Below are 10,271 nucleotides of genomic sequence, written 5' to 3' on the forward strand. Positions count from 1 at the left end.
CCTTAGCGTACCTTGATGACCAGGGGCGGACCCGGCACCTCCAGGAGGTAGTCCACGGGATCGCGGCCCGCCACCCGGATGCGCAAGCGGTATACCCCCTTTTGGTCAAACTCCGCCCGGCCTGGAGCGGTGAGGAGCAGCTGGCCGGGCGCCATCCTGGAACCCTCCGGCGCCTCGAGGAGAAACACCTCCGCCCGCTCCGTGGGGGGATCGGTGCGGAACTCCATCACGTAGCCCCCTCCGGAAGGGGAGGAAGGGCGAAGGAGCAAAAGGGCCAGACCCAAAAGCACCACGGCGCCCAGAAGCCCCAAAAGCAAGGTCCGCCTTCTGGGCCGCGGAGGTTCCACCACGGTAAAGGGAGGCTCCTCGGGCTCCTCGATGCGGATGACCCGGGGCCGGCTTGGGGTCTTGCCCTCGGGGGGCGTGGTTTCCTTGGTTGGAGACACCTCCTGGCCATTTGAGGCTTCGGGAACCGGGTCCACGCTCAGCACCTTCCGCGAGGTGGAAGGGAGCCTGGAGGGCGCCTCCTCAGGCTTGGAGGAGGGTTCCTGGAAGGGCTGAGCTTCCTGGCCAGGGGTCTCCGGGGTCAGGGCCTCGGCCTCCTGTACACCATGGGCGGGCTCGGAGAAAAGAACCTCCAGGGGGTCCTCCTTGGCCTCAATCCTTTCCAAGGTTTCTCTTAAGGGAAACTCGGGATAGCGCTCCCCGGCCAAGGCTCGAGCCAAAGCGGCAAGGGCCTTCTCCGGCTCCCCGGAAAGCTCCTTAAGCCCCACCCCGGCCAGCCACACCCGCTTGCCCTTCACCAGGCAAAGCTCGGGGATGGGGGCATGGGACACCCCCTGGGCCTTCAAGGACGCCAGAATATGGGCCATCTCCCTTACCCAATGCTCCAGGCGCTCCAGATCCGCCACCCCCAGGTACTGGCTTAAGGGAACCGCCCCGATGGGCCACTCCAGCACCCAGGCCTCCGGCGTTTCCTCCAAAAGGGGAAGCACTCCTTCCCCCAAAGCTGGCGTTCCCTGGGCTCCCTTGAGCACCATCACCGGCATCCCGGTGTGGGTATCCTGGCCTTCGTAAACGACCACGGAAGCAATACGGGCAAGAATGCGCCGCAGCCAATAGTTACCCAAAACCTCCATCCCTACAAGTATAGCCACTTTAACCTACGCTGGCCCTCGAGGTCCCCAAGGAAGCACCAGGAATCCCTCGATAACCCGCCCAGCCCTGGGCCTTGCCAAGGGTCGCCCTTTACCTGGCTTTGCCCTTCCCTCCGGCTATATAATCTCCCAAAGGTAGGGCCCTTAGGCCGGAAAGGAGCGGGGATGGAGTTCAAGATCACGCTGACCACGGAGGAGATCGTTCGGGGCTTGAAGCATTACCGCCGCATCGCCAAGCAGGACGTTCTCCGGGCGCCGGAGACGCCGAATCCGGAGGTCTTCCGCCGCCATGCGGAAGCCCGGCGCGAGGTCTACGCCAAGCTGGCCGAGGTGGCGGAGGCCGAGGGGCCGGAGGCCGTGGTGCAGTACGCACTGGAGCTCTACAAATCCCTGCCCTTTGTCACCGGCACTCCGGAGGACCAGTACCCCGAGATCAAGGGTCAGGAAAACGCCCTGGAGAACTTCTTCCTCATGATCGGCCTGGACCCCAAGACCCGGCGGGAGGCCCGGAAGGCCCGCAAACCCCTGCAATGACCCTGGAACTGCTACAAGCCCAGGCCAAGGCCTGCACCGCCTGCCGCCTGGCCGAAGGCCGCACCCAGGTGGTCTTCGGGGAAGGGAACCCCGACGCCCAGCTGATGATCGTGGGGGAAGGGCCGGGCGAGGAAGAGGACAAGACAGGGCGCCCCTTCGTGGGGAAAGCGGGGCAGCTTCTCAACCGGATCCTCGAGGCCGCCGGCATCCCCCGGGAATCCGTGTACATCACCAACATCGTCAAGTGCCGCCCCCCGGGAAACCGCGCCCCCCTGCCCGACGAGGCCAAGGTCTGCACGGACAAGTGGCTCCTCAAGCAGATCGAGCTCATCGCCCCCCAGATCATCGTCCCCTTGGGAGCGGTGGCGGCGGAGTTCTTCCTGGGGGAGAAGGTTTCCATCACCAAGGTGCGGGGGCAGTGGTTTGAGTGGCACGGGATCCGGGTCTTTCCCATGTTCCACCCCGCCTACCTCCTGAGAAACCCAAGCCGTACCCCAGGAAGCCCCAAACACCTCACCTGGCTGGACATCCAGGAGGTGAAGCGGGCCCTGGACGCCCTCCCCCCCAAGGAACGCCGCCAGGTAAAGGCGGTAAGCCAGGAACCCCTCTTCTAGGCCCGGCTCCAGGGGGTGTAGAGGATGGGCAAGGGGCTCACGAAGGGCTCGGCGTAGTCCACCCCCAGGTAGTTGCCGAAGTGGCGGCGCATGGCCTTCCTGGCCTCCACTCCCTTGGGCCCCACGGTCTCGCTCACCCCCTCCCCGGAAAACTGGCTCCTGTAGGCCAGCACTGCCTGCTCCCACTGGTCTATGAAGGCGGAGATCTTCACCAGGAAGCTCGGGGTAAAGGGATGGTTTCCAGGGTAGAAGAAAAGCCGCTCCACCCGGTGGGGCTCCCCCTCCAAGGGCGCCTTCCTCAGGCCCGCCAGATGCACCGCCGCCACCGCCAGGCGGCTTGCGGCGGTGTGGTCCGGGTGGCGGTCGGCCTCAAGGGGAGCGAGGACGATGCGGGGCCTAAGCTGCCTCAAGGCCTGGGCAAGCTTAAGGCGTTGCTCCAGGACATCCCCAAGGCCCCCATCCGGCAGGCCCAGGTTGCCCCTATAGTCCAGGCCCAGGATACGGCTTGCCTCCTCCACCTCCTTGGCCCTCTCCTCCGGCGTACCCTTGGAGCCCATCTCCCCCCGGGTGAGGTCCAAAATCCCCGTGCCGAGCCCCTCGGCCTTGGCCCGGGCCAGGGTCCCCCCGCATCCCAGCTCCCCGTCATCGGGATGAGGGGCAAGGACCAGGAGGTCAAGCATGGCCTCCCTCCTTTTCCCCCAGGCGCCTTTCCGTTCCCGCCTGGAGGCGCTTTAAGTTTTCCCGGTGGGTCCAGAAGATGAGGAGGGCCATGAGGAAGACCGTGGCCACCTCCCAAAGGGGCCTGCCCAGGGCCAGGGAGAGGACGAAGGCCGCCACCCCTCCGGTCATGCTCCCCGCGGAGACGTAGCGGGTGAGGAGCATCACGCTCACCCCGATGGGGAAGGTCCAAAGGGCCAAGACGGGGTCCAGGAAGAGGAGGGTGCCGAAGCTCGTGGCCACCCCCTTCCCCCCGCGGAAGCGGAGGAAGACCGAGTAGTTGTGGCCCAAAACCGCCATCAAGGCCACCCCGCCCAGCATCCAGTCGGAAAGGCCAAAGGCCCGGGCCACGAGGACGGCGATCCCGCCCTTGAAGACGTCAAAGAAGGCCACCACCAAAGCCGGCCCCCACCCGAGCGCCCGGAGGACGTTGGTGGCCCCGATATTCCCAGAGCCCACCCTGCGCAGGTCCACCCCATACGTCCGGGCCACCAGAACCCCGGCGGGAACGGAGCCGAAGAGGTAGGCGAGGAGGAGAACCCAGAGCACCGCCCACATGCCAGGCCATTCTACCCCCCCCATTTGGGGGATGTCAGAGGTGCTTGGCCGGGGTATTCTCGCCACAGGAGAGGTGGTATGCGCAAGGGGATAACCCTGATAGAGCTTCTGGTTGTGATCGGGGTCCTTATGGTTATCTTGGCCATAGCGGCTTTCAACGGCCAGAGAACCCTAAAGGGCCAGGAGCAGGCGGCTTTCCTCCACTCCTTGCAGGGGTTTTTCTGGCAAGGAGCTACCGAGGCCGCTAGCCGTGGGGCCCTTCTGGATGTGGTTTTCACAGGGAATCGGCTGGAGATCAGGAATGGAACCCGGGTCTTGCGCACCTTAGAAGTGCCTCAAGGGGTGTCCCTGACCCTTCCCAGGGGCGTGGTCGCGCGGCTTACCCCCCCGGGCAAGGTGGTGGACGCCAACAGTAACAGCCTCACCCAGCCCCTCAGCTTCCAGGTGAGCCTGGGTTCAAAAACCTACACCTACGTGGTTTCCCTCATCGGGGAAGCAAAGGTGGAGCCATGAAAGGCCTTTCCTTCTCATCCAAAGGCTTCTCCCTCGTGGAGGTTCTGCTGGCCCTGGCCATCTTGAGCATAGTGCTTGTGGCCCTCAACGCCACGCTGGTCACCAGCCTTCGCCAGACCTCCATCACCGGAGCCCGCACTCAAGCCGTGCAGATCCTCAACTATATCGGGCGCAGGATGGTGGGCGGAGAAACAGGCCTTCTCCCCGTCAACAGCCTCACCTATGACTACGGGAACCTGAGGCAGGCCTTTCCAGACCTTCCCAGGGAAGTCCGTTTCGCCAACCCAGACCTCTACCGGGTAAGGATTGAAAACCTGGGGTCTCCGCCTTGGACAGGAAACCTGGGGGTTGCGGTGAACGAGTACCGAATCCAGGTCTGCTGGCGCCAGACAGGCGGGGAATACTGCGCGGAGGCCCGGACCTACGCCTCCCCACCCCTTTCGGGAACCTCCAGCGCACCTCTTCTTCCCGGGATCAACTAAAAGGAGGCTAGGCATGCGCAAGGGTCTAACGCTTCTGGAACTCCTGCTAGCCTTGGCTATCCTAGGCACGGTTTTGGCCTTGGCCTACGGGGCTGTGGTGCAGTTTATGCAAAGCCGTTCGGACCTAGACGCCACCGTGAGCGCCCAGGCGAAGCTCAGGCGCATCGTAGAGGTCTTCAGCCAGGACCTCCGGAGCGCTGTCCTCGGGGGCATTGCCGCCACTCCCTATCCGAGCGGCAGGGAAAGCATTTCCTTCGCCCTCCTCGAGGGCGGGGCGGGCTACCCAGTGCTGCCCCACGATAGCGGGAGCAACAACAGCTTCAAGCAGGCCGCTGAGGCCAAGATCGTGGTTTTAGCCACTGACCCCAATCAAATCGGCATCACCCCAGGGGACTTCGTTCTCATGGTCAATAACGCCGGGGACGGAGTAATCCTCCCGGTGACCCAGGTCAACCGTGTGGGGGGCGAGCCCAACCGCTGGCATGTGGTCCATGCCGGGTGCGGCAACACCATTGACTACACCCCGAACACCCTGCTCTTCCGGGTGCGCACCCTGGGCTTCCGTTACGATCCCTTAGGCCGACAGCTGGTCTACCGGGAGGGGGGAGGTGGCGAGGTGCCCGTGGCCTTCGACCTTGACCGCTTTGAACTCCACTACGTTTACGAAGCGGCCTTCGGCGACACGGTAACGGACCCTTCTGGAGGCAATTACACCCCGAGCTACGACTTCACCAACCCCACCAGCGCTCCTCCTTACCAGGTGACCCAGGGCACCACAGGGAAGGTTTACAGCTTGAGGAGGCTTTCCGTCACCCTGGAAGCGAGCTTCCTCTCCCGCGGCCGGAGGTTCCCCCGCGCCTACACGAGCCAGGTGGAGCTGAGCTCAAACGCCCAGTACCAAGCAAGGCGCATCCTGCCATGCCGCTAAGGATCAGGAGGAGGGGATCATGAAGAGCAAGGGCATCGCCATCGTTCTCGCCTTGGCTACGCTTGTGGTAATCTCGGGCATCGGAACCCTGATCTTCCTGCGCACCCTGGGGGAGATCCGCCACAGTGGCCAGGACCAGGCCATCGTCCAAACGCTCATGCTAGCCAGGGGCGCCGCCAACGTGGGCGGAAACTTCCTCAGCACCACGGGAAGGCAGAAGTTGGACGCCCTGGTGCGCCAGACCGCAAGCAGCACCGACGCCTGGGCCTACGGGGGCAACACCCAGGGCCCCACGCCTGACCCCGTAGGGGTGGCCCAAGCCCTTTCGGGGCTTGCCCAGCAACTCCAAGGGCAACTGGACCCACTTCTGTGCGGGGTTAACCTGGCTCCCGGGAACTCCGCCGCTTCGGTGAGGCTCCGGGTCTACTTCACCCCTCAGGCCTGCGGTACCCCCCTGCCGGGGAGCCTCCGCCTGCCCCCGGGCCGCTTCGTGGAGGGAAGCCCTAGAACGGGGGCAGGGACCGCCACCAGCCAAACCTACGCCCTGCCCTTCGTCATGGTGGCGGAAGCCTCCATGGGCCAGTACAGGCGTAACATCGTCCTTCAAGGGGAGTACCGTTTCACTGTGGGCCGCTCCAGCTTCGCCCGGTACGCCCTCTTCACTAACGTCCATACCCTGCCAGACGGCACCGATGTCTGGTTTACCGATCGCACTCTCTTTGACGGCCCCGTACACACCAACCAGCACTTCCGCTTCTACCGCAAGCCTTGGTTCGGGGGAGAGGTGACCAGCGCAGGATGCACCAACCCCGGCACAGCCTCTTGCCAGGGCCAGACCCGGCCGGGGGCCTACTTTTATGGCCAAGGCTTTGTGCTCGCCGGGAACATGCAGCCCAACGCCAGCCAGCCCTCCTATACCAACAGGTACGGCACCCACGCTCCCGAGTTCACCGCAGGGGTAGACTGGAACGCCAGCTTCATCCCCCTCCCCCAAAACAGCCAGGACCAAGAGGCGGCCGCACAGGCGGGCGGCCTTTACTACCAGAACGACATCCAAACCCTTCGGCTTTCCCGCAAGTGCGTTGACAACATCACTGGCCAGGAGGTGCCCTGTACCCCTCCCCTGCCTGCTGGGGTCAGCAAGTACCAGTACATAGAGGTGACCTACTGCCAAAACTCCCAATGCCGCCAAACGGCCTCCGAGACCTACCGTTACGGTGAAGATGGGATCCTCTACCAATACCAAACGAATCCCCGTCCTTCTTGGCAACAAGTTTTGAGGAACGGCAATCCCGTGCGCTTTAACGGCGTTATCTTCACGGGCGGAAAGGTCCAGAACCTGCTGGGCCCCAACCGCACTGACCCCAATGACCCCGCCACCGCCTCCCCGGCCCTGGCGGAGTTCGCCCAGATCACCGTGACGGCCTCAGGTGATGTCAAGATCGGCAACGACCTGAAGTACGAGTCCCCGCCCTGCTCCGGCACGCCCACGCGTAGGCCCGACGGTACCGTGGTCCCGCCTACCTGCGACAACCTCGCTGCCCGGAACGTCCTCGGGGTCTACAGCCAGGGGGGGAACGTGTGGATCAGCAGGAATGCTCCCAGGAATCTCTACGTGCACGCCACCCTCATGAGCGCCAGGGGGGTTGTGAGCGTGGAAGACTACGACCAAATCGCTGACAAGGGCAACGTTCACCTCCTTGGAGGAATCATAGAGTACTACTACGGGGCCTTCGGAACCTTCAACAGCCAAACTGGGCAAAACTCAACGGGCTATGGCCGGGCCTTCACCTATGACCGCCGCTTCCTCCAAGGGCTCGCTCCCCCCTTCTTCCCTACCACCGGTAGGGACCAGGTGACCAGCGTGAGCGTCTTCAGCTATGGCCAGAGGGAGCAAGTTTACTAAAACCCCACTGCTTTCGCCGCGGTGGGACCCTCAAAAGACGTGCTCCTGGGCTCAAACTAGGGGTCACCTGCAGCAAAATCAACGCGTAGGCGCTCAGCTGCTTGCCGAGGTGTAGCTCCTCAGGGCCAGGCGGAAAAAGCCCCGGGCCAGGAGGAAAAGGCCTAGGGCCAGCCCCCCCGCCCAAAGGGGTAGCCCGGCCCGGCCCAAGGCGGCCTCGGCCGGCACCGTGGTGAGGAAGGCCACGGGGACCACGAAGGTGAAGAAGGCCCGGTACAAAGCGGGGTAACTGGAGGCGGGGAAGCGGCCGGCCTCGAGGAGGCCCCGGAGCACCTCGGTGACGTTGTAGATCTTCACGAACCAGATGCTGGTGGTGGCCAGGAGGAACCAGAGGCTGTAGAGCATCACCCCCCCCAGGGCCCAGTAGAGGGCGAAGAGGAGGTAGTCTGCCAGGGAAAGCCCCAGCCGCTCCCCGGCGTAGAGGAGGAGGCCCACCCCCAGGAGGAAGTCCCCCAGGCCCCAGGGGGAGAAGACCCTCAGGGAAAGCCAGAACTGGGGGTCCAGGGGCTTGAGGAGCACGAAGTCCAAGGTCCCCTGCTGCACGTGCTCCACGATCTTGTTGAGGTTGGGGGCGAAAAGGGTGCTCCCCAGGCCCTGCAGGAGGGTGAAAGCCGCCAGGACCAAAAGCGCCTCCTCCCAGGCCCACCCTCCGGGCCGGTACCCTCCTTGGTAGAGGAGCACCAGACCGAACAGGGCCCCAAGAAGGGTCAGGGCCGAGGAGAGAAGGCCCAGGAGGAAGTTGAGCCGGTACTCCATCTCCGCCGCCAGGCTGAGGCGAAGGAAAAGCAGGAAAACCCTCAGGTACCGCACAGGAAACATTAGACCACAGGGTAGACTATAGGGGTGTCGGCGGAACCCATCATCCTTGCCCAGGACCTCACCAAGCACTACCGGGTGGCCCTGAAGGAGGAAAGCCTCCTCGCCACCCTGCGCCACTTCCTCCTGCGCCAGTACCGCACGGTGAAGGCGGTGGAAGGGGTGAGCTTTCAAATCGCAAGGGGCGAGGTGGTGGGCTTTCTGGGCCCCAACGGGGCGGGTAAGACCACCACCTTGAAGATGCTCACCGGCCTGATCCACCCCACCCGGGGTAAGGCGGTGGTGGCGGGACACATTCCCTGGCGGCGGGAAAAGGCCTTCTTGAAAAAGATCACCCTGGTGATGGGCAACAAGCAGCAGCTCATCTGGGACCTGCCTGCCCTGGACACCTTCCGCCTCAACGCCGCCATCTACGATATCCCCGAAGGGGAGTTCCGGAAGCGGGTTTCGGAGCTTTCGGAAATGCTTTCCCTAACGAATAAGCTCCACCAGCCCGTGCGCAAGCTCTCCCTGGGGGAAAGGATGAAGGCCGAGCTTCTGGCGGCCCTTCTCCACCGCCCGGAGGTGCTCTTTCTGGACGAGCCCACCCTGGGCCTGGACGTGAACGCCCAGGTGGCGGTGCGGGAGTTCATCCGGGAGTACAACCGGCGCTACGGGGCCACGGTCCTCCTCACCAGCCATTACATGGCGGACATCGCCGCCCTGGCGGAACGGGTCTTGGTGATCCACCAGGGAAGGCTCCTCTACGATGGACCCCTGGCAGGGCTTCTGGAACGCTTCGCCCCCTACCGGGAGGTGGGGCTCACCCTGGCCTACCCCTTGCCCAGGGAGGCCTTCCTGGCCTTCGGGGAGGTCAGGGACCTCGAGGGCCTAAAGGCCCGGCTTCTGGTGCCCCGGGAGAGGCTTACGGAAAGGGTGGCGGAGATCCTTAATAGCCTTCCCGTGGAGGACCTCGAGGTGCGGGAACCCCCTTTGGAAGAGGTCATCGCCCGGGTGTACAAGATCGCCCCTTCGGGGCTGAGCGAAACCCCCGCCCTGGAGGAGGCATGAGGAAAGCCAAAACCCTCCTCGCCGTCTACCTGGCCTACATGCTGGAGTACCGGGCGGAGCTCTTCCTCTGGGCCCTGGCCGGGGCCTTGCCCCTGATCCTCCTCGGGGTCTGGACCGAGGCGGCCAGGGGCGGGGAGTTTGCCCTGTCCCCGGGGGAGTTTGCCCGTTACTTCCTCATGGTCTTCCTGGTGCGCCAGGCCACGGTGGTCTGGGTGGTGTGGGAGTTTGAGCGGGATGTGGTGGAAGGGCGGCTTTCCTTCCGGCTCTTAAGGCCCCTGGACCCCTTTTTTGACCACCTGGCGGCCCACGTGGCCGAGCGCCTGGCCCGGTTGCCCTTCGTGGTGCTCCTCACCCTCCTCTTCTTCTGGCTCTTCCCCGAGGCCCGCTTTGTGCCCGAACCTGGCCCCTTCCTCCTGGGGCTCCTTTTCACCCTTTTGGCCTTTCTGCTCCGCTACCTGATGCAGTACACCACCGCCATGCTCACCTTCTTCACGGAGCGGGCGGTTTCGGTGGAAGAGGTCTTCTTCCTCCTCTACCTCTTCCTCTCCGGCACCATCGCCCCCCTCGAGGTCTTCCCCGAGCCCCTAAGGACCCTAGCCCTCCTCACCCCCTTCCCCTACCTGGTCTACCTGCCCGCAGCCCTCCTGGCCGGGCAAAAGGTGGATCTGTTCCCGGGGGTTTGGGTGATGCTCTTCTGGGGCGTAGCCTTTCTTCTCCTCTGGCGGCTCTTGGGTCGTGTAAGGAATTATGTGTAGGGGTTTGTGTATAAAAGGGGGGTACCAGGATTAGGAAGGAGGTACCCCGTGGACCAGGATACCTTGCAGGTGATGCTAAGGGAAGCGGTGAGGCAGACGGTGACCGAGGTCTTGCAGATTCTCCTGGACGCCGACCGGGAAGCCTTCTTGCGCCAGCACGGGGGACGCAAGAACGGCTACTACC

General features: G+C 64.1%; 12 protein-coding genes. 8 read left to right on the forward strand and 4 right to left on the reverse strand.

Annotation, left to right across the window (positions count from 1 at the left end; translation table 11 throughout):
• Positions 1–2: 2 nt before the first annotated feature.
• Positions 3–1,139, reverse strand: a complete 1,137-nt coding sequence (locus AC27GT_RS03055) for a hypothetical protein (protein ID WP_487223533.1) — start codon at positions 1,137–1,139, stop codon at positions 3–5.
• A 183-nt stretch (positions 1,140–1,322) separates the two neighbouring features.
• Here AC27GT_RS03055 and AC27GT_RS03060 point away from each other — a divergent pair, with 183 nt between their 5' ends.
• Together AC27GT_RS03060 and AC27GT_RS03065 are read left to right on the forward strand one after the other, a co-directional pair.
• Positions 1,323–1,691, forward strand: coding sequence for a hypothetical protein (locus AC27GT_RS03060; RefSeq protein ID WP_003044617.1), 369 nt, complete (start codon positions 1,323–1,325; stop codon positions 1,689–1,691).
• Positions 1,688–2,305 carry a uracil-DNA glycosylase gene (locus tag AC27GT_RS03065; RefSeq protein ID WP_015716758.1) on the forward strand — a complete coding sequence of 206 codons (618 nt, stop codon included), beginning with the start codon at positions 1,688–1,690 and terminating at the stop codon, positions 2,303–2,305. The genes AC27GT_RS03060 and AC27GT_RS03065 overlap by 4 nt, the downstream gene beginning before the upstream one ends.
• Here the strand turns inward: AC27GT_RS03065 and bshB1 are convergent.
• Both bshB1 and plsY read right to left on the reverse strand, forming a co-directional pair.
• The gene (gene bshB1, locus AC27GT_RS03070) at positions 2,302–2,985 is read right to left on the reverse strand and encodes a bacillithiol biosynthesis deacetylase BshB1 (RefSeq protein WP_487223534.1); all 684 of its coding nucleotides are present in this window, start codon (positions 2,983–2,985) and stop codon (positions 2,302–2,304) included. The two genes, AC27GT_RS03065 and bshB1, sit on opposite strands and share 4 nt — an antisense overlap.
• Entirely contained in the window at positions 2,978–3,580 is a 603-nt protein-coding gene (gene plsY / locus AC27GT_RS03075; RefSeq protein ID WP_487223535.1) for a glycerol-3-phosphate 1-O-acyltransferase PlsY, read from the reverse strand. Before plsY ends, bshB1 begins: the two co-directional genes overlap by 8 nt.
• Positions 3,581–3,658: 78 nt before the next feature.
• On the opposite strand from plsY, the gene AC27GT_RS03080 reads away from it, so the two are divergent.
• The 4 genes from AC27GT_RS03080 to AC27GT_RS03095 are packed head-to-tail and all read left to right on the forward strand — an operon-like array spanning position 3,659 to position 7,409.
• Entirely contained in the window at positions 3,659–4,093 is a 435-nt protein-coding gene (locus tag AC27GT_RS03080; RefSeq protein WP_487223536.1) for a pilus assembly FimT family protein, read from the forward strand.
• On the forward strand, positions 4,090–4,575 hold the full coding sequence (locus AC27GT_RS03085) for a type IV pilus modification PilV family protein (protein WP_038068729.1): 486 nt from the start codon (positions 4,090–4,092) through the stop codon (positions 4,573–4,575). Before AC27GT_RS03080 ends, AC27GT_RS03085 begins: the two co-directional genes overlap by 4 nt.
• Before the next feature lie 13 nt (positions 4,576–4,588).
• Positions 4,589–5,503 (forward strand): prepilin-type N-terminal cleavage/methylation domain-containing protein, encoded by a 915-nt coding sequence (locus tag AC27GT_RS03090; protein WP_038068727.1) that lies wholly within the window; start codon positions 4,589–4,591, stop codon positions 5,501–5,503.
• A gap of 19 nt (positions 5,504–5,522) precedes the next feature.
• Positions 5,523–7,409, forward strand: coding sequence for a DUF4900 domain-containing protein (locus tag AC27GT_RS03095; RefSeq protein WP_487223537.1), 1,887 nt, complete (start codon positions 5,523–5,525; stop codon positions 7,407–7,409).
• A 93-nt stretch (positions 7,410–7,502) separates the two neighbouring features.
• Here AC27GT_RS03095 and AC27GT_RS03100 read toward each other — a convergent pair whose 3' ends face one another.
• On the reverse strand, positions 7,503–8,285 hold the full coding sequence (locus tag AC27GT_RS03100) for an ABC transporter permease (RefSeq protein ID WP_487223538.1): 783 nt from the start codon (positions 8,283–8,285) through the stop codon (positions 7,503–7,505).
• Positions 8,286–8,309: 24 nt separating this feature from the next.
• Here AC27GT_RS03100 and AC27GT_RS03105 point away from each other — a divergent pair, with 24 nt between their 5' ends.
• Both AC27GT_RS03105 and AC27GT_RS03110 read left to right on the forward strand, forming a co-directional pair.
• Positions 8,310–9,332: an ABC transporter ATP-binding protein gene (locus tag AC27GT_RS03105; protein ID WP_015716750.1), complete on the forward strand. Its 1,023-nt coding sequence runs from the start codon at positions 8,310–8,312 to the stop codon at positions 9,330–9,332.
• Positions 9,329–10,087, forward strand: a complete 759-nt coding sequence (locus tag AC27GT_RS03110; protein ID WP_487223539.1) for an ABC transporter permease — start codon at positions 9,329–9,331, stop codon at positions 10,085–10,087. Before AC27GT_RS03105 ends, AC27GT_RS03110 begins: the two co-directional genes overlap by 4 nt.
• Positions 10,088–10,271 lie beyond the last annotated feature (184 nt).

The organism is Thermus sp. KWY1 (assembly GCF_057547025.1).